We start from the raw sequence: 18,767 nt of genomic DNA, 5'->3' as shown, positions 1-18,767 counted from the left end.
GCAGCGCCTTCCGAGCGCCCTCGCAGTGAACTCGCCTGCCTTCCCACGGGAGTTCGCCATGTCTGTCACCACCGCTGCCGCCGACCGCACCGTCTGTTCCAGCCCGCTTCCCGTCCTCGGCCGTGACGTCACCGTGCCGCTGGTCACCGGCGGCGAGGTGACCTACGCGGCGCTCGACTACGCGGCAAGCGCCCCGGCCCTGCAGCGGGTGTGGGACGACGTGGCCGCGTACGCGCCGTACTACGGCAGCGTGCACCGCGGTGCCGGCTACCTATCGCAGCTCTCCACCGACCTCTTCGAGAACAGCCGGGTCACCGTCGCCGAGTTCCTCGGCTGCCGCGAGGACGACCAGGTCGTCTTCACCCGTTCGACCACCGACTCGCTGAACCTCCTGGCCGCCGCGCTGCCCGCCGACTGCCAGGTCTTCGTCTTCGAGACCGAGCACCACGCTTCGCTGCTGCCCTGGCGCGACGCCCGCGTGACGTACCTGAACGCCCCGCGCACCGCCGACCAGGCCGTCGCCACCCTGGAGCGCGCCCTCGCCGACCGTGACCCCTACGGGCCCGCGCTGGTCTGCGTGACCGGAGCCTCGAACGTCACCGGTGAGCTGTGGCCGGTCAAGGAGCTCGCCGCCGCCGCCCATGCGCACGGCGCCCGTATCGTCCTGGACGCCGCGCAGCTCGCGCCCCACCACCCGGTCTCCATCAGCGAGCTCGACGTCGACTGGGTCGCCTTCTCCGGCCACAAGCTGTACGCGCCCTTCGGCTCGGGCGTCCTCGCGGGCCGCTCCGACTGGCTGCAGGAGGCCGAGCCGTACCTCGCGGGCGGCGGCGCATCGCGGAAGGTCGCGCGGCGTACGGACGGGGGCGTCGACGTCGAGTGGCACGACACCGCAGCGCGGCACGAGGCCGGTTCGCCGAACGTCATCGGCGTGTACTCGATCGCCTCCGCCTGCAAGGCGCTGACCGAGGCGGGCTTCGACGAGCTCGTCGCCCGGGAGCGCCGGCTCATCGCGAAGGTGTGCGAGGGACTCGCCGAGGTGCCGGCCGTGAAGGTGCTCTCGCTCTTCGGTGACGACGCTCCGCGCGTCGGCGTCATCTCCTTCGTCGTGGAGGGCTGGAACAGCTCGCACTTCGCCGCCGCGCTCTCCGCCGAGTACGGCATCGGCGTACGCGACGGTCTCTTCTGCGCCCACCCGCTGGTGCGCACCCTGCTCGGCAGCGACCCGCAGACGCAGGGCGAGTGCGGCGCCCCCGAGGCCGCGCCCGGCGAGAAGTCGCTCAACGCGATCCGCGTCAGCTTCGGCGCGGGCACCCCGGACGAGCACGTGGAGCGTTTCGTGCGCGCCGTGAAGGAGCTCGTGGCGGACGGCGCACGCTGGAACTACCGTACGGAGGACGGGCGTTGCGTGCCGGACACCAACGCCGCCTGAGCCCGGGGACGTCCCTTCAGACGTGACCCCAGAACGATCATCCGCAGGGCACGCTCGGTCGCGTCGGTGAGGAACTCGCCGCCCCGGCCGAGCGCCTCGGTGAGCGAGACCGGCGCCGGCAGGATCGCGCTGTAGGCGTCCACGCCGACCGCCCGCACGTGGTGTGCGCCCTGGCCGATCGTGCCGGCGAGGACTAGGACGGGGCGGCCGAACAGCTTCGCGCGCCGCGCCACTTCGGCAGGGATCTTGCCGCGCGGCGTCTGGTGGTCCAGGGCGCCCTCGGCGGTGACGACGAGGTCGGCGCGGGCCAGCCGCGCGTCCAGGTCCAGATGGTCGAGCAGGACGTCGAAGCGGGGCAGGAGCTGGGCGCCGAGGGCCGCGAGACCGGCACCCAGGCCGCCGGAGGCGCCCGTTCCGGGGCCGAGGGAGAGGTCCGCCGTGCTGTGCAGGTCGCGGGTGAGGATGTGCGCCCAGTGTTCGAGGGCCGCCGCGAGCTGTTCGACCTGCGTGGGCGTCGCGCCCTTCTGGGGGCCGAAGACGCGGGCGACGCCGCACTCACCGGTCAGGACGTTGAAGGGGTTGCAGGCGACGCGGATCTCGGTGTCCTTCAGGCGGGGGTCGAGGCCCGAGGGGTCGATGCGGTTCAGGCGGCTCAACTCCCGTCCGCCGCGCGGCAGTTCCCAGCCGTCCGCGTCCAGGAGCCGGGCGCCGAGCGCCTGCAGAGCCCCCGCACCGCCGTCCGACGTGCCGGAGTCGCCGCAGCCCACCAGGATGCGGCGGGCCCCCGCGTCGAGCGCGGCGCGGATCAGCTCGCCGACGCCGTACGTCGTCGTGGCCCCCGGGTCGCGCAGATCGCGGGGGACCAGGGAGAGCCCGGCCACGGCTGCCATCTCCACGACCGCCGTGCCGTCCGGGAGCAGCGCGAAGTGCGTGCCGAGCCGCTGGCCGACGGGACCGGTGGCGGGCAGCGCGACCAGGCGTCCGCCGCCCGAGGTGGCCAGGGCGCGCGCGGTGCCCTCGCCGCCGTCCACCAGGGGGATCAGGTCGGTCTCGGCGTGCGGGACGGCCCTGCGTACTCCCTCGGCGATGGCCTCGGCCGCGGACTGCGCGGACAGGGACTCCTTGAAGCCGCTGGGGGCGATGGCGAAGTGGGTCAGCATGAGGTCTCCAGTGCGGGCGGGGTCAGCGGACGGGTACGCCGAGCAGCGGCCAGAGCGCCACGGCGAAGAGCAGGACGAGGGTGGCGGTCAGCGGGGCCAGGACCGCGGAGAGGCGCAGCAGGTCGCGGGGGGTGTAGGTGGGGGTGCCCGGGATGTCGGCGAAGAGCGTGACGGGCTTCGCCGAGGCGGGCAGGGTGTGGCAGAAACCGGCGGCCGCCGTGGAGGCGAGCGCGGCGGCGACCGGGTTGACGCCCGCGCCGACGGCAGCCGCGACGACCAGCGGGACCAGGACGGACGAGCGGGCCGAGCGGGACTGCAGGACCAGGTGCGCGGCCGTGCTGACCGCCACCACGAGGGCCAGGAACAGCCAGGGCGAGACGTCCAGGGGAACCCCGCCGACCAGCCACTTCGCCGCCCCCGACTCGGCGAGCGCCACGCCCATCGCCATGGTCGCCGCCATGAAGAGCAGCAGCGACCAAGGCACCGTCTTCAGCGCGTCCTTCAGGCGTACGGTGCCCAGGGCGGGGGACGAGGCGACCACCGCGCCGATCAACGCGACCACGGCGGGCGGCACTTGGTGCAGCGGCTCGCTGCACCAGAGCGCGACGACCGTGGCGAGCAGGAGGGCGCAGCGGGTCTCGGCGGGCTCCCAGGGCCCGGTTACCGGCTGCTCGCTGTGTTCCTGGAGCTGCTCGACGCTGATGTGGACCGGGCCTTTGCGGTCCGCCCGCCGGGTCGTCGTCAACAGGACGGCCTCGGCCGCCAGATGGGACGAGGCGATGGCGAGCGGCAGGCCGAGCAGCAGCCACTGCGTGAAGCCGATCCGCTCTCCGGTGGCCTCCCAGAGGACGGACACCGTGATCAGGTGCGCTCCCGCGCCGATCAGGGTCGCGACCGCGGAGAGCAGGATCACCGTCGGGAACAGCAGGGCGAGCATCACCACCAGGCGTCTGCGGTCGGCGAGGACCTTGGCCAGTGCGAGGAAGACCGGCAGCGCGAGCGCGGCGCGGCCCGACGTGGCGGGCACCGCGAAGGCCGTCACGACCAGGGCGGCGGTCGTCAGATGCGTCAACTGCCGTACGCTGCGCGCCCCGCTGACGAGAAAGGCCGCCGCCCGGCCCGCGAGACCGCTGCGGGCCACCGCGGCCGCGAGCACGAAGGCGCAGATCAGCAGCCAGACCGTCTCGTCACCGAGGGTGCCGAAGAGCGTGTCGCTGCTGATCACCCCGGTCGCGGTGAGCGCGAGCCCGGCGCCGAGCGCGATGTACGTGTCGTCGATCGGCGTACCGATCCACGCGCAGGTCGCCAGGGCGAACACGGCGAGGGTGACCCGCGCGTCGCCGCTCAGGCCGGGGAAGTTGCCGGGCACCACCAGCAGCGCGCACAGGCTCAGCGCGACGCACAGGGTGATGGCTTGGCGGGGATTCAGGGTCACGCGTCGAGCCTCGGGCCCGGCCGTGAGCCCTCAATGAGCCGCGGATGAAAGGAAATTCACCCGCGGGCCCGGATGTCACCCCGGAAGGCGGTACCCCATGCCGCGCACCGTCTCCACCCGCTGGGCACCCAGCTTCTTGCGCAGCGCCCGTACGTACACGTCCACGATGTTGGACCCGGGGTCGAAGTCGTATCCCCACACGTGCGAGAGGATCTGCTCCCGCGAGAGCACCTGCCCCGGGTGGCGCAGGAACAGTTCGAGCAGCACGAACTCACGTGCCGTCAGATCCACCGTCCGTTCGCCCGAACGTGCCCTGCGCGTACGCAGGTCCAGCGTCAGGTCCCCGCCGCGCAGCACCGTCACCTCGGGCGCCCCGGCCGCCGTGCGCAGCCTCAGGCGCACCCGCGCGAGCAGCTCCTCGAAGCGGAACGGCTTGGTCATCCAGTCGTCGGCCCCGCCCTCCAGGCCCGCCACGGTGTCCCGGACCGAGTCACGCGCGGTCAGCACGATGACCGGGGTGGTCACGCGGGCCTCGCGCAGCTGCCGCAGGACCGTGAAGCCGTCCTTGCCGGGCAGGCCGATGTCCAGGACGACCAGGTCGAAGCCGCCGGTCAGGGCGTAGTCGTAGGCCGCTTCTCCGTCGCCGACGACGCTGGTGGTGAAGCCGTTGGAGCGCAGGCCCTTCTCGACGAAGGAGGCGATGCGGTCCTCGTCCTCGACGATGAGAATGCGGTTGTTCATGGCTGTCCAGGTTCCTGTTCTCGCAGGTCGAGTACGAAGGTGGCGCCGCCGCCCGCCGTGGGCCGCAGGTCGACCCGGCCGCCGTGCCCCTCGGCGATGGCCCGCACGATGGCGAGGCCGAGGCCGGCGCCGGTGGCGCGTGAGCCGCGGCGCGCGGTGCCGCGACGGAACCGCTCGAAGATCACTGAGGCGTCCTGGGCCTGGACGCCGGGCCCGCTGTCGGCGACGTACAGCTCGATCCGGCCCGCCGAGCTGCGCGAGCCGATGCCGATGCGCTGGCCGGGGACGGTGTGCTGGACGGCGTTCTGGGCCAGCTGCACCATCGCCTGGGTGATGCGCTGGGGGTCCAGGGCGGCCTCGCCCTCGGCCACTTCGGCCAGCTGCCACTCGCGGTCGCCGAGCGCGCGTGCCTTGACGAAGACGTCGGCGGTGAGCTCGGCGAGCTGTACCGGCTCGGGGGTGACGAAGTCGGGGCGTTCGGACTTGGCGAGGAGGAGGAGGTCCTCGACGATGCGGCTCATCCGGTCGAGCTCCTCCATGACGATCCGCGTCGTCTCCTCGCGCTCGCCCGGGTCGTCGCCCATCAGTTCCAGATGGCCGCGGACGATGGTGATGGGCGTACGCAGCTCGTGGCCGGCGTCGTCCACGAACTCGCGCTGCGCGGCGAAGGCCCGCTCCAGACGGTCGAGCATGCCGTTGAACGTCTCGGCGAGCGCCGCGATGTCGTCCCTGCCCTGCACGGGGATGCGCTGGGTCAGATCCTGTTCGGTGAGCTGAGCGGCGGTCGTGCGCACCAGACGTACGGGCTTGAGGATGCGCCCGGCGACGGCCCAGCCGATGCCGGTCGTCATCAGGAGCGCCACCCCGGAGATGGCGAGCAGCATCGTGAACACGTCGCCCGCCTTGGCCTGTTCGCCCGCCGGATGGAAGGCGACGACGAACGCCGCCGCCGGGTGGCCCGCGCTCGGCGCGATCTCCACCTTCGCCCAGCGGACCTCGCCGTGGTCGCGGTGCAGCGTGCCGGTCGCGTCGGGGGACTCGAAGACCGCTCGCAGCGCCGCGCCGTCCTCGGCGAGCGGATGGCCGATCCGCGGCTCGCGTGACTGCTCCTTCTTCGCGGGCGCCTTGCCGGGGCGGCCGACCAGACCGAGGAGCTCCTCGTCGGGGTCGGCGTACTGCCGGGAGAGGAAGAGCCGCAGCAGGGGGTCCGGAGCGGCGAACTTCTCGCCCGTCTGCGGGTCGACCCCTTCGCGGGCGAGGTTGGTGAACTCCGCGGTCTCCTGGGCGAGCAGCCGGTCGATGCGGTGGTCGACGTCGCGCAGCAGGACGGAGCGGGTGGTGGCCGCGACGGCCGTGAGCGCGACGGTCATCACCACGAGCAGCCAGAGCAGGATCCGGACACGGGCGGATATCCAGCGGTGCGGGCGCTCAGCCGTCGTCACCGGGGCCGTCGTCGTCGTTGTCGCCCTGGCCGCCGCGTCCTTCGTTGCCGTCGTCGTCGTTGTCATCGCCCGAGGAATTCTCGCTCACCGGCGGTGGGGACACCGTCTCGTCGCTCGGCGTCGGCCGGGGAGTGGTGGGCCTGGCTGAGGGTGAGGGGGGCGAGGGCGCCGACGACGACGAGGACGGCGAGCCGCTCTCCAGCTCCACCTTGGGCGGGGACTTGGGCCGCTCGGGGTCGTCGGTCAGGGCGTAGCTGGTCGCGGCGATGCCGAGGGGGATCGCCACGACGGCGGCGAGCGCGGCCATGCGGTGGGTGAAGACCATGACGGTGAGCGTGCCGGGCGCGGTGCGTCAGCAGCATGAGCGGCGGATGAAGAAACCCTCATCCGGCGCCCGGGAAGGGCGAGTCAGGAGTCGAGGCCGATCGCGAACGCCGCTTCGAGGTCGTGCTGCGAGTACGTGCGGAACGCGACGTGCGTGTCCGTCGCCTCCACGCCCGGGATCTTGCTGATCTTGCCGGGGATGACGTCGGCCAGGTCGTCGTGGCGTCCGACGCGCACCATGGCGATCAGGTCGTACGTACCGGTCACGGAGAAGACCTCGCTGACACAGTCGAGGGCGGCGATCGACTCGGCGATCTCCGGGATCCGGTCCACGCTGGTCTTGATGAGCACGATCGCGGTGATCACGGCTGACTGTCTCCCTCGGTAGCCGGTGCTGGCTTCTTCACTCTAGCTGTCCACCTGCAGCGCCCCCACGCGTAGATGAAGCCCAGGGAGAACCCGACCAGGTGCGCCAGATACGCCACCCCCGGCCCTGCCGCGCCCTGCCATGCCGCGAGCCACTGCAGCACCACCCAGAACGGCAGCACCACCCATGCCGGAAACCGCAGCGGCACGAAGAAGAGGAACGGAAAGAGGCTGGTGACCCGCGCCTTGGGGAAGAGTCGGAGAAAGGCACCGAGCACCGCAGAGATCGCTCCCGACGCTCCCACCAGGGTCTGGTGGGAGCCCGCGTGCGCGACCGCGTAGGCGAACAGGGCGAGATAGCCGCAGCCGAGATAGAAGAGCGCGAACTGGAGGTGGCCCATCCGTTGCTCGGCCATCGCCCCGAAGACGAACAGGAACAGCATGTTGCCGATCAGATGCAGCCAGCTGCCGTGCACGAACAGCGCGGTGGCCGGGGCGAGCAGGGGCCGCATCGCCCCGCTGAACAGCTCGGCGGGGATCACGCCCCAGCGCTCGAAGTAGGCCTGCTGGGCGGCGAGCAGCTGGTCGCCGAGCCCGTACGCGGGATTGAGCCCGGACACCGGCGAGATCACGAAGACCAGACAGCAGACGGCGATCAGGCCGTACGTCACCGGGGCGGACTCCTCCTTGAGCATCCGGCCCACCGTCGTACCCCATGTCTTGATCATGGACAGAGCATGACGTAAGGGCGGCAACCCGTACAGACCGCCCCGCCGTGTGGACGGGCGCCGCATCGAGACCCTTACAGGCCTTAGGGTTACGGGCACCACGCACCACGGAATCCCGAAGGAAAGCGAACAGCCACGATGACGGTTCCTCTGCCGACCGACACCACCAGGTGGCGCTGCCAGCTCTGCGGCAACCTCACGCGCTTCGACGTGACCCGCAGTTCGAAGGTCGTCGAATATGTGCACCTCGACCTGGCCGGTGAGTCGAACATCGAGGAACGCGAGGTGGTCAGTGAGACCATTGAGTCGGTGCGCTGTCGCTGGTGCAACGCGGTGGACCAGGTGGAACTCGTGGACAGGCCGGGCGCCGGCTCCTGAGGGAGCGGGCCCCGCACAGGTAGTGGGGTGACGGATGGTGGAGAGCGCGAGCGGGGAGCCGGACGACGGCGCCGCTGAGGTGCTCGACCGCCCGCTGCCCGACGGAGTGCGCCGACGGGTGGTCCAGATCGTCTCGGACGGTTTCGGCGGTCTCACGGTCGGCGAACTCCCCGCACAGCTGCGGCAGTACGCCCGCTTTACACCGAACCGGCGCACGAAGTTCGCGGGCAACGCGATGGCGACCGCACTGGAGGGTGACGCCCTCTTCAGGCAGCGCATCGGCGAACGTCTCAGAGAGGCGCAGCCCGAACTGACCGGCGCCCTGGACGCGGGCTCACCACCCCCGGCCGCGGACCCCCTCGACGTGGCGGCCGCGGCCTATGTGCTGCGTCCCGCCGGCTGGGTGAAGCTGGTGACCGCCGCGGGCGAGGAGGCCCAGCGGGCGGACGCCGAGCGCGTGGACGACGAGACCCGCGCCGAGCTCGAACGGCTGCGCGAGGAACTCTCGGCGGCCCGTGGTCATACGAAGGCCGAGACCGAACGGCTGCGCGCGGAGCTCGAATCGGCGAAGAAGGAAGCCGAATCGATGCATCGCAAGCTGCGCGGCGCCCTCAGCGACGTCAAGCGCGGCGAGGCCGCCCTGCGCAAGGCCGCCGCCGAGTCCGACGCCGCACGCGCCGAGGGCCAGGCGCAGTTGTCCGCCGCCGAGAGCGAGTCCCGGCGGCTCAAGGCCCGGCTCAGCGAGACCGAGGCCGCCCTGGAGGCCAGCCGCAGGGCGGCGCGCGAGGGCCGCAGCGTCGAGGACATGCGGGTGCGGCTGCTGCTCGACACGGTCCTGGAGTCGGCGCAGGGGCTGCGCCGCGAACTGGCCCTGCCGCCCGTCTCCGTGCGGCCGGCCGAGACCGTGGACGCCGTCGAGCCGGGGCGGATGACGCCCAAGGACATCGCCGCCCGCGCGCTCTCCGAGAACGACCCGGCCATCCTCGACCAGCTGCTCGCGCTGCCGCAGGCCCACATGGTCGTGGACGGTTACAACGTCACCAAGACCGGCTATCCGACGATGCCCCTGGAGAAACAGCGGCTGCGGCTGCTCGGCTCGCTCTCGCAGCTGGCCGCCCAGACCGGCGCCGAGATGACCTGCGTCTTCGACGGCGCCGAACTCGCCGCGCCCGTGCTGCTCGCGCCGCCGCGCGGCGTACGGGTGCTGTTCTCCAAGCCGGGCGTCACCGCGGACGAAGTGATCCGCCAACTGGTGCGCGCCGAGCCTCCCGGGCGCCCCGTGGTCGTCGTGTCGACCGACCGCGAAGTGGCCGACGGGATCGCGAAGGCGGGTGCGCGGCCCGTCGCTTCGGCCGTCCTCCTGAAGCGGCTTTCGCGGGGCTAAGGGTGTGCAAGTAACTCCTGTTCCGTATGCCCGAATTGGGGCGGCGGTTGCGCGACGTAGTGTCAATTGATCATTACTGCCTGTGCGTTGTCGGTAAAATATGCCTCTCACGGTCCACTTTTTGCCCGTCAGGATTTGAACTGATCACAAGAAGGTCACTAAGGTCTCGCCTCGAACCTCCGCTCGGTTGATCACCCATCCGGGGTGACAGCGGTGGTACCCGCCGACCGGGTCTCGGTAGGCGGCTGGAGGAAGAAGGAGCCGCCTTCGTGGCGTCCCACCGTCGACCCAAGCAGCCGAGCCGCGCGCGCGTGACCGTGCTCACCGCCACCGCCGCCGCTGCCGTCGCACTCACCTCCCAGGCGGCCAACGCGACGCCGAACGAGAAGCCGAGCAAGGACGAGGTCAAGTCCAAGGTCGACAAGCTCTACGAGGACGCGGGCCGGGCCACCGACCGTTACAACGGCGCCAAGGAGAAGCAGGAGAAGCTCGAGAAGGAGATCGGCGAGCTTCAGGACAAGGTCGCGCGCGGCCAGGAGGACCTCAACGACCTGCGCGGCGGCCTCGGTTCGATGGCCAGCGCGCAGTACCGCTCCGGCGGCATCGACCCCTCCGTCCAGCTCTTCCTCTCCGCCGACCCGGACGACTACCTCGACAAGGCGTCCACCATGGACCAGTTGAGCGGTCAGCAGGTCGAGGCGCTCAAGAAGGTCCAGGAGAAGCAGCGGACCCTCGCGCAGGAGCGCAAGGAGGCTTCCGACAAGCTCAAGGACCTCGCCGACACGCGCAAGGAACTGGGCAAGAAGAAGAAGGAAGTCCAGGGCAAGCTCGGCGAGGCCCAGAAGCTGCTCAACACCCTCACCGCCAAGGAGAAGCAGGAGCTCGCCGCCAAGGAGACGCGTGCCAGCCGCGACGCCGGCGACCGCGTGGACCTCGGCAAGGAGGTCCCGGCCTCGCAGCGCGGCCAGGCCGCCCTGAGCGCCGCCGCGACGCAGATCGGCAAGCCCTACGTCTCCGGTGGCAGTGGCCCCAACTCCTACGACTGCTCCGGCCTCACGCAGTGGGCGTACAACCAGGCCGGTGTGCAGATCACCCGGACCACGTACACCCAGCAGAACGACGGCACGAAGATCGGTCGCGGCGAGCTCAAGCCGGGCGACCTGGTGTTCTTCAACAGCCTGGCGCACGTCGGCTTCTACGCGGGCAACGGGCAGGTCCTGCACGCCCCGAAGCCGGGCGCCGTCGTGCGCTACGAGTCGATGTCCACGATCGGCTCCTTCCAGTTCGGCGTCCGCATCTGAAACGACCGGCATGCCGTCCGAACGGGCGAATTCCGGCAACTCATGCTGACCGCGCGCCCCGTCGGTGACCTGCGTCTCCGGCGGGGCGTCACGTTGTGTGCACGGCCGGGTCTTTGGCCGTGACGTGATCCCACGGCTACTGTCGCGCGCATCCCCCGACGGATCGGGGGGACTTTCCCCCGGTTCGTCCTTCGTCCGGGGGTCCGTCAGCGGAGGGAGAGCGGCTTCCCGTGGGGTCCCATCGTCGTCTCGCGCTGTCCGGCCTGGACCGGAGCACGCGCGTAACCGTCCTGTCAGCCGCCGCGGCAACCGCCGCGGCCGCCTTCGCCGCACCGGCGGGCGCCGCACCGCAGGACACCCCGGCCACCACCAAGGCCAAGGTGGACCGCCTCTTCGAGCAGGCCGAGAAGGCCACGGAGGCGTACAACAAGGCCGACGAGCGCGCGGACACACTGCGCGAGCAGGTCGAGCGGGCCAAGGACAGCGTCGCCCGCGGCCAGGAGCGCATCAACACCATGCGCGGCGCGCTCGGTTCGCTCGCCGGGGCGCAGTACCGCTCGGGCGGCATCGACCCCTCCCTCGCCCTGTTGCTCTCGTCCGACCCGGACGGCTATCTGGACAGCGCGGCGGCGCTCGACCGCGTCAGCGCACGGCAGGCCGGTGAACTGACCGATCTGCAGAAGGCCCAGCGCAGCCTCGCCCAGGAGCGCACGGAGGCGGGGCGCAAGCTCTCCGAGCTGGAGAAGAGCCGCACCGCCGTGGCCCGCCACAAGCGCAGCGTCGAGCACAAGCTCGCCAAGGCGCGTCAGCTGCTCAACTCGCTGTCCTCGCAGGACCGGGAGAAGTACGACCGGGCGTCGCGCTCGGGCCGCGACGAGATGCCGGACCTCGGGAGTGCGGGGCCGTCGTCGTCGCGGGCCGCGGCGGCGATCGCGGCGGCCAGGTCGGCCATCGGCAAGCCCTACGTGTGGGGAGCCAACGGTCCCTCCGGATTCGACTGCTCGGGACTCACCCAGTGGTCGTACGCACAGGCGGGCGTCGGCCTGCCGCGCACCTCGCAGGCCCAGCGGTACGCGGGGCGCCAGGTGCCGCTGGCGCAGGCGCAGCCCGGTGACCTCGTCGCCTACCGCGACGACGCGAGCCACATCGGGATGTACATGGGCAACGGCCAGGTCGTGCACGCGCCCTACCCCGGCGCCCCCGTGCGCTACGACCCGGTCGGCATGATGCCGGTGTCATCGGTGACGCGGATCTGACCGGCCGCCCGCGGCCCGCTGCCCGTACGATCTGAAACGTGGCTGGTCGCGGGCGTGGGTCGTGGGTCATCGGGATGTGTGTCGCCCTGCTCGTCGGGTGCGGCGGTCCCGCGGCGCCCGATGCCGCGCCCGGCGACGTGCGCAGGCTGCTCGACCGGCGTGCCGACGCGCTACTCGACCGGGACGCGTGGGCGTACCGGGCCACGGGCCGGGAAGCCGAGGCCACCGAGGATTTCGACAACCTCCGCGAGGTCCCGCTCCAGTCCTGGCAGTACCGCCTGACCGACTTCCGGCGCAGCGGCACGCGGGCCACGGCGACCGCCGACCTGCGGTACCGGATCAAGGGCTACGACAGCGAACCGCTCACCACCTCGCGCGCGCTCACGCTCCAGGAGCGCGAAGGACGGTGGTACGTCACCGCTGAGGGGCCCGCGAAGAAGGCCACGCAGCAACTCTGGGACCAAGGGCCCGTGACGTCCGTACGGGGCGCTCACAGCCTCGTCCTCGGTGTCGGGCGCGGCGAGAAGGACGAGACGACGCTGCACGAGTACGCGGACCTCGCCGACCGGGCGGTCCCCCTGGTGCGGGACGCCTGGCGGGAGAAGTGGCCACGGCGGGTCGTCGTCATGGTGCCCAAGTCCCTGGAGGGCATGGCGGGGCTGCTCGGGTCGCCCGCTTCCGGGTACCAGGGGATCGCGGCGGTGACCACGGGGGAGACGGGCGGCTCCGGGGCGGCGCCCGCGGACCGGATCATCGTCAACCCCGAGGCGTACGGCGTGCTCGGCGACTTCGGCAAGCAGGTCGTGCTGACCCACGAGACGACCCACGTGGCCACCCGCGCGCACACCTCACCCGCGACCCCCCTGTGGCTCTCCGAAGGGTTCGCCGACTGGGTGGGCTACCGCGGGACGGGCCGCACCGCCGCGCAGGCCGCCCCCGAACTGCGCCGCGCCGTCCAGCGCGATGAACTGCCCGGCACGCTCCCCGATGACGACGCCTTCGGCTTCAGCGGGGACGCGGGCAAGCTGGCACAGGCGTACGAGGGGTCGTGGCTGGCCTGCCGGATGATCGCGGACCAGTGGGGCGAGGAGCCGCTGACGCGCTTCTACGAAGAGGTCGGCACGCACAAGAAGAAGCCGGGCGCCGTGGAGGACGCGCTGCGGGAGGTCCTGGACATCACCCCGCAGGAGTTCACGGAGCGGTGGCGTACGTATCTGCGCGAGGAGCTCGGCTGACCTCTCCGGACGCCGCGGCGCGCTCACGGGCCCGCGGTTCGGACACCGTCTGCCGCCACAGGTTGCGGCAGGCGAGCAGCGCCGCCGCGACGAGCAGGCCGTTGCGCACGAAGAGCAGGGTGATGCCCAGCGGGTCGCTCGCCACCACGTGCGAGAACCAGAGGGGGAACTCCAGGAACGTGACGAACGTGGCCGCGAGCACCAGGCCGGCGGGCAGCGCCATGCGGCTCGCGCGGAACGCCAGGCACACCGCGGCGACGCCGACCAGCCACAGGAGGTACTGCGGGCTGATCACCCGGCTCGTCGCCGTGAACAGCAGTACGGCGACGAAGGCGGCGTCCGCGACCGTGCTCGCCGACCGGACGCGGGCCCGTAGCCGCCACACGACCAGCCAGCAGAGGGCCACCACGGAGAGCCCTTGCGCCACCGTGCTGACCAGCGTGACGTACGGGCCGAGGAACTCCACCGAGCCGTAGTTCAGCTGTACGTCACCCCGCCAGCCGAGGTGGCGTGCGACATGGAAGACGAGCGCGCCGAGCGACTCGACCTCGGTGCCGCGGTCGCGCTGGAAGGTCAGGAAGGCGAGCGCGCCGGGCATCGTCACCAGGAAGGCGAGGGTCATGCCGACCGCGGTGACCACCGCCGCGCCCCAGGAACTCCGGGTGGCACGCGCGCGTGGCATGCCGATGAGCAGCAGGGCGGGCCACACCTTGAGCAGCGCGCCGAACCCCGCGAGCGCCCCCATCGTGCGGGGGTGCCGGGCCCCGGCTAGCAGCGCGGCGACCGCGACGGCCGTCACCATCACGTCGTAACGGGCGTACACGGTCGGCCCGAGCAGCGCCACGCCAACGACCCAGACCCAGGCCCCCCGCGGGGACTTGCCGGGCCGCAGGCCCGCGTACAGGAGCAGCCCGCAGACGAGCGCGTCGGCGAGGAGGGCGAGCACGAAGAACGCCGACGTGTAGTCCATGAAGGGCAGCAGCGCGGGGGAGAGGACCGCGAGGGCGGCGGCCGGAGGGTACTGCCAGGTGACGTCGTCGAGGGGGAAGGTGCCGGTGCGCAGGACCTCGTACCAGCCCTGATAGATGACGGCGACGTCACTGGTGACGTCGGGGCCGGGGACGGTGAGCACCTTGAAGACGCAGAGCAGCAGCACGGTCCTGGTCAGGACCCAGACGGTCAGGATCCGCGCCACGCGCACCACGCCCCTTTTCGGATACTTCATTGTGGTTCGGGGGTCAATGATGCCGCCCGGGGCCGGGGCTGGGCCAAGAGGCGGGGCCGTTCGGGAGGCTGGGCCGTCCCACGTCGCTGCGGGCTTTCGGTACTGTCGGCGACGATGCACAAGACCCTGATCGTCACGAACGACTTCCCGCCCAGGCCCGGTGGCATCCAGGCGTTCCTGCACAACATGGCGTTGCGCCTGGACCCCGAACAGCTCGTCGTCTACGCCTCCACGTGGAAGCGGGGCCGCGAGGGCGCCGACGCGACGGCCGCCTTCGACGCGGAGCAGCCCTTCAAGGTCGTACGCGACCCCACGACGATGCTGCTCCCGACCCCGCGCGTCACGCGGCGCGCGGTCTCGCTGCTGCGGGAACACGGCTGCCAGTCGGTGTGGTTCGGGGCCGCGGCGCCGCTGGGACTGATGGCGCCGGCGCTGCGCAAGGCGGGCGCGCGGCGCCTCGTCGCCACGACGCACGGACACGAGGCGGGGTGGGCGCAGCTGCCCGCGTCACGCCAACTGCTGCGGCGCATCGGTGACTCGACGGACACGGTCACCTATCTGGGTGAGTACACGCGTTCGCGCATCGCCGTGGCGCTTTCGCCCGCGGCGGCCGGGCGGATGGTGCAACTGCCGCCGGGCGTCGACGAGAAGACGTTCCACCCCGGCTCGGGTGGTGACGCTGTGCGGGCCCGCCTCGGCCTGACGGACCGGCCGGTCGTGGTGTGCGTCTCGCGCCTCGTCCCGCGCAAGGGGCAGGACACGCTGATCCTGGCCATGCCACGGATTCTGGCTCAGGAGCCTGAGGCGGTGCTCCTGGTGGTCGGGGGCGGACCCTACGAGAAGGAGCTGCGGAAGCTGGCTGCCGAGACCGGTGTCTCGGACTCCGTGCGGTTCACGGGGGCGGTGCCGTGGGAGGAGCTTCCCGCGCATTACGGCGCGGGCGACGTCTTCGCGATGCCTTGCCGCACCCGGCGGGGCGGGCTCGACGTGGAGGGCCTCGGGATCGTCTACCTGGAGGCTTCGGCGACCGGCCTTCCCGTGGTGGCCGGTGACTCCGGCGGGGCGCCGGACGCGGTGCTCGACGGGGAGACGGGCTGGGTCGTCCGGGGAGACTCCCCGGAGGCGGCCGCCGACCGGATCATCCCCCTGCTCGGCGATGCGGAGCTGCGGGCGCGGATGGGGGAGCGGGGCCGGGAGTGGGTGGAGGAGCGCTGGCGCTGGGATCTCCTGGCGGAACGGCTGCGGGAACTGCTTTGAGCGCCTGAGGGGTTGCCGCGGGTGCCTGTTGCGCGGCTGACCGCCGTCGTGGGCTTGTCGCGCAGTTCCCCGCGCCCCTTACGGGGCCCAGCTGAGCGCCCCTCAAGGGGCGCGGGAACTGCGCGAGCAACCACAAGAGACCTGGAGCCGCGAAGAGACAGGGCCCCCCACGGCGAGTGGGCGGTACCGCCAACGCTACCCGCGGTAAATCGCCTCGATCTCGTCCGCGTAGTCCTTCGCGACAACATTCCGCTTCAGCTTCAGTGACGGAGTCAGATGCCCCGACTCCTCCGTGAACTGCGAACCGAGAACGCGGAACTTACGCACCGACTCCGCCTTGGAGACGGCAGCATTACCGTCGTCCACCGCGCTCTGGATCTCCGCGAGGAAGTCCACGTCGTCCCGCAGGGAGGCCGCCGTGGAGCTCGCCGGCTTCCCGTGGTCCAGGGCCCAGCGGCCCACGAACTCGTCGTCCACCGTGACCAGCGCCCCCACGAAGGGCCGCCCGTCGCCCACGACCATGCACTCCGCGACCAGCGCATGCGCGCGGATGCGGTCCTCGATCACCGCGGGAGCGACGTTCTTGCCGCCCGCCGTCACGATGATCTCCTTCTTGCGGCCGGTGATCCGGAGGTAGCCGTCCTCGTCGAGCGTGCCGATGTCACCGGTGTGGAACCAGCCGTCGGCCAGCGCCTCTTCGGTCGCGCCCTCGTTGTTCCAGTACTCCGTGAACAGGTGCTCGCCGTGCAGCAGCACCTCGCCGTCGTCGGCGATCCGGACGACGGAGCCGGGCAGCGGCTGGCCGACCGTACCGATCTTCTGGCGGTCCCAGGGGTTGAAGGCGGTGGCCGCGCACGACTCGGTGAGGCCGTAGCCCTCGAGGACCGTGAAGCCGATGCCGCGGAAGAAGTGGCCCAGACGCTCGCCGAGCGGCGCGCCGCCCGAGATCGCGTACTCGCCGCGCCCGCCGAGAACGGCCCGCAGCTTGCTGTAGACCAGCTTGTCGAACGTCTTGTACTTGATCTTCAGGCCGAGCGAGGGACCGCCCGGGGTGTCGAGCGCGCGGCTGTACGCGATCGCCGTGTCCGCGGCCTTGTCGAAGATCTTGCCCTTGCCGTCGGCCTGCGCCTTGGCGCGCGCCGAGTTGTAGACCTTCTCGAAGACGCGCGGGACGCCAAGGATCATGGTCGGCCGGAACGAGGCCAGTTCGTCCGTGAGGTTCTTGACGTCGGGCGCGTGGCCCAGCTTGATCGGCGCCATCAGCGCGGCGACCTCGACCAGGCGGCCGAAGACGTGCGCGACGGGAAGGAAGAGGAGCACCGAGCACTCGCCGGTGCGGAAGAGGGGCTTGAGGCGCTCCACCACGTTGCCGCACTCCGCGAAGAAGCTGCGGTGGGTGAGCACGCAGCCCTTGGGGCGGCCCGTGGTGCCCGAGGTGTAGACGATGGTGGCCGGGTCGTCGGCGCCCGCGACCGCACCGCGCTCGTCGACGGTCTCCTCGGAGACGTCGGCGCCCGCGCGGTTCAGCTCGTCGACGCCACCGCGGTCGATCTGCCAGATGTTGACCAGGTCGGGCAGGCGGTCGCGCACCGATTCGACGGCGGCGCTGTGCGCGTCGAGCTCGACGATGATGGCGACGGTGCCGGAGTCGCCCAGGATCCACTGGATCTGCTCGGCGGAACTCGTCTCGTACACCGGCACGGTTACCGCGCCCGCGCTCCAGATCGCGAAGTCGAGGAGCGTCCACTCGTAACGGGTGCGGGACATCAGCGCGACGCGGTCACCGGGGCGCACCCCGGAGGCGATGAGTCCCTTGGCGGCGGCGCGCACCTCGGCGAGGAAGGTCCTGGCGTCGACGTCCTGCCATGTGCCGTTCACCTTGCGGCCGATGACGGCGACATCCGGGTGCTGCGCGGCATTTCTGCGGACGATGTCGGTCAGATTGCCGTCCGCAGGGACCTCGTACAGGGCCGGAAGGCTGAACTCGCGCAAGACTGCTGCTCCTACATAGGGCGCCGGCGCCACGACGTTGTGCGATGCGACGGTGCGGTCCAAGATCGGGCAGGTGCTCCGTGGACATGGGGGGAAAGAAGGCTGGAGCACTACTGGACTGCCCGGACGTTACCCATGGGTATGGCTTGTTCGGTAGGGGGTCCGGGCCAGATGTTCGGTGCGTCACACGTCGTTGTGGTCTGAACCGCACAGTACGCCACGCCATTCCCGACTCGGAAGTAACCGCAGGTCCGCCCCCATCTCACCCCTTCTCCGGGCCTCTACCCACGTTTGCCCGCTCGTTCTAGGGTGATCGGCATGCCAGGTTTCCGGGTCCATGTGGTCAGTGACGTGCACGGCAACACGAAGGACCTCGCCCGCGCGGGCGAGGGCGCCGACGCGCTCGTCTGTCTCGGCGACCTCGTCCTCTTCCTCGACTACGCCGACCACTCGCGCGGCATCTTCCCCGACCTCTTCGGCGAGGAGAACGCCGACCGCCTCGTCGAGCTGCGCACGGCCCGCCGCTTCGACGAGGCCAGGGAGTTGGGCGCACGGCTGTGGGCGGGCATGGACCGCGGGCCCGCCATCGAGAGCGCGGTGCGCAAGCAGTACGCCGAGATGTTCGCCGCCTTCCCCACACCGACGTACGCCACCTACGGCAACGTCGACATACCGGCCCTCTGGCCCGAGTACGCGGGCCCCGGCACCACCGTCCTCGACGGCGGGCGGGCCGAGATCGGCGGCCGGGTCTTCGGGTTCGTCGGCGGCGGCCTGCGCACGCCGATGCGGACGCCGTACGAGATCAGCGACGAGGAGTACGCGGCCAAGATCGAGGCCGTCGGCGAGGTCGACGTGCTCTGCACACACATCCCGCCCGACGTGCCCGAGCTGCTGTACGACACCGTCGCGCGCCGCTTCGAGCGGGGCAGCCGCGCGCTGCTCGCGGCCATTCACAGGACCCGCCCGCGCTACGCACTTTTCGGCCACGTTCACCAGCCGTTGACCCGGCGGATGCGGATCGGGGCGACGGAGTGTGTGAACGTGGGGCACTTCGCGAGCTCCGGCAGGCCGTGGGCCCTGGAGTGGTGATGGTGAGCCACTTCGTGCGCGG

The 18,767-nt window shown here is 71.5% G+C and carries 17 protein-coding genes; 8 read left to right on the top strand and 9 right to left on the bottom strand.

Translation table 11 applies throughout. From position 1 onward, the window contains the following. Nucleotides 1-58 precede the first annotated feature (58 nt). The gene (locus tag ACIBCK_RS02070; RefSeq protein WP_399386151.1) at nt 59-1,432 is read left to right on the top strand and encodes an aminotransferase class V-fold PLP-dependent enzyme; all 1,374 of its coding nucleotides are present in this window, start codon (nt 59-61) and stop codon (nt 1,430-1,432) included. Here ACIBCK_RS02070 and ACIBCK_RS02065 read toward each other — a convergent pair. From ACIBCK_RS02065 to ACIBCK_RS02035, 7 genes are all read right to left on the bottom strand, one after another. After that, nucleotides 1,384-2,592 (bottom strand): glycerate kinase, encoded by a 1,209-nt coding sequence (locus tag ACIBCK_RS02065; RefSeq protein WP_399386150.1) that lies wholly within the window; start codon nt 2,590-2,592, stop codon nt 1,384-1,386. The two genes, ACIBCK_RS02070 and ACIBCK_RS02065, sit on opposite strands and share 49 nt — an antisense overlap. Nucleotides 2,593-2,614: 22 nt before the next feature. Beyond that, complete coding sequence (locus tag ACIBCK_RS02060) at nt 2,615-4,027, bottom strand: SLC13 family permease (RefSeq protein WP_399386149.1); 1,413 nt, start codon at nt 4,025-4,027, stop codon at nt 2,615-2,617. A gap of 75 nt (nt 4,028-4,102) precedes the next feature. Then, on the bottom strand, nt 4,103-4,768 hold the full coding sequence (locus ACIBCK_RS02055; protein ID WP_367041081.1) for a response regulator transcription factor: 666 nt from the start codon (nt 4,766-4,768) through the stop codon (nt 4,103-4,105). Beyond that, nucleotides 4,765-6,276 carry an ATP-binding protein gene (locus ACIBCK_RS02050; RefSeq protein ID WP_399386148.1) on the bottom strand — a complete coding sequence of 504 codons (1,512 nt, stop codon included), beginning with the start codon at nt 6,274-6,276 and terminating at the stop codon, nt 4,765-4,767. Before ACIBCK_RS02050 ends, ACIBCK_RS02055 begins: the two co-directional genes overlap by 4 nt. Further along, nucleotides 6,197-6,535, bottom strand: a complete 339-nt coding sequence (locus ACIBCK_RS02045) for a small secreted hydrophilic protein (RefSeq protein ID WP_399386147.1) — start codon at nt 6,533-6,535, stop codon at nt 6,197-6,199. Before ACIBCK_RS02045 ends, ACIBCK_RS02050 begins: the two co-directional genes overlap by 80 nt. Nucleotides 6,536-6,618: 83 nt before the next feature. After that, entirely contained in the window at nt 6,619-6,900 is a 282-nt protein-coding gene (locus tag ACIBCK_RS02040; RefSeq protein ID WP_249590376.1) for an Lrp/AsnC family transcriptional regulator, read from the bottom strand. Then, a complete protein-coding gene (locus ACIBCK_RS02035) occupies nt 6,897-7,628 on the bottom strand; it encodes a rhomboid family intramembrane serine protease (protein WP_399386146.1) in 732 nt (243 codons plus the stop codon). Before ACIBCK_RS02035 ends, ACIBCK_RS02040 begins: the two co-directional genes overlap by 4 nt. Nucleotides 7,629-7,766: 138 nt before the next feature. On the opposite strand from ACIBCK_RS02035, the gene ACIBCK_RS02030 reads away from it, so the two are divergent. The 5 genes from ACIBCK_RS02030 (at nt 7,767) to ACIBCK_RS02010 (ending at nt 13,182) form a co-directional block, all read left to right on the top strand. Then, nucleotides 7,767-8,006 carry a hypothetical protein gene (locus ACIBCK_RS02030; RefSeq protein ID WP_363208279.1) on the top strand — a complete coding sequence of 80 codons (240 nt, stop codon included), beginning with the start codon at nt 7,767-7,769 and terminating at the stop codon, nt 8,004-8,006. Nucleotides 8,007-8,040: 34 nt separating this feature from the next. Further along, the gene (locus ACIBCK_RS02025) at nt 8,041-9,390 is read left to right on the top strand and encodes an NYN domain-containing protein (protein WP_399386145.1); all 1,350 of its coding nucleotides are present in this window, start codon (nt 8,041-8,043) and stop codon (nt 9,388-9,390) included. Nucleotides 9,391-9,659: 269 nt separating this feature from the next. Then, on the top strand, nt 9,660-10,691 hold the full coding sequence (locus tag ACIBCK_RS02020; protein ID WP_399386144.1) for an NlpC/P60 family protein: 1,032 nt from the start codon (nt 9,660-9,662) through the stop codon (nt 10,689-10,691). A gap of 230 nt (nt 10,692-10,921) precedes the next feature. Beyond that, nucleotides 10,922-11,947, top strand: coding sequence for an NlpC/P60 family protein (locus ACIBCK_RS02015; RefSeq protein WP_399386143.1), 1,026 nt, complete (start codon nt 10,922-10,924; stop codon nt 11,945-11,947). 74 nt (nt 11,948-12,021) lie between these two features. After that, on the top strand, nt 12,022-13,182 hold the full coding sequence (locus ACIBCK_RS02010) for a hypothetical protein (RefSeq protein WP_399387190.1): 1,161 nt from the start codon (nt 12,022-12,024) through the stop codon (nt 13,180-13,182). Here ACIBCK_RS02010 and ACIBCK_RS02005 read toward each other — a convergent pair. After that, nucleotides 13,139-14,407 carry a glycosyltransferase 87 family protein gene (locus tag ACIBCK_RS02005; RefSeq protein WP_399386142.1) on the bottom strand — a complete coding sequence of 423 codons (1,269 nt, stop codon included), beginning with the start codon at nt 14,405-14,407 and terminating at the stop codon, nt 13,139-13,141. The two genes, ACIBCK_RS02010 and ACIBCK_RS02005, sit on opposite strands and share 44 nt — an antisense overlap. 114 nt (nt 14,408-14,521) lie before the next feature. Here ACIBCK_RS02005 and ACIBCK_RS02000 point away from each other — a divergent pair, with 114 nt between their 5' ends. Then, the gene (locus ACIBCK_RS02000) at nt 14,522-15,664 is read left to right on the top strand and encodes a glycosyltransferase family 4 protein (protein WP_399386141.1); all 1,143 of its coding nucleotides are present in this window, start codon (nt 14,522-14,524) and stop codon (nt 15,662-15,664) included. 195 nt (nt 15,665-15,859) lie between these two features. Here ACIBCK_RS02000 and ACIBCK_RS01995 read toward each other — a convergent pair whose 3' ends face one another. Continuing rightward, nucleotides 15,860-17,656 (bottom strand): AMP-dependent synthetase/ligase, encoded by a 1,797-nt coding sequence (locus ACIBCK_RS01995; protein WP_399386140.1) that lies wholly within the window; start codon nt 17,654-17,656, stop codon nt 15,860-15,862. A 339-nt stretch (nt 17,657-17,995) separates the two neighbouring features. On the opposite strand from ACIBCK_RS01995, the gene ACIBCK_RS01990 reads away from it, so the two are divergent. Beyond that, a complete protein-coding gene (locus ACIBCK_RS01990; RefSeq protein WP_399387189.1) occupies nt 17,996-18,745 on the top strand; it encodes a metallophosphoesterase in 750 nt (249 codons plus the stop codon). The last annotated feature ends 22 nt before the right edge of the window (nt 18,746-18,767 follow it).

The sequence above is a fragment of the Streptomyces sp. NPDC051218 genome (assembly GCF_044455475.1).
Classification (GTDB): domain Bacteria; phylum Actinomycetota; class Actinomycetes; order Streptomycetales; family Streptomycetaceae; genus Streptomyces.
The sequence above is the reverse complement of the archived record's forward strand: the minus strand, read 5'-3'. Positions and strand labels throughout refer to the sequence as shown.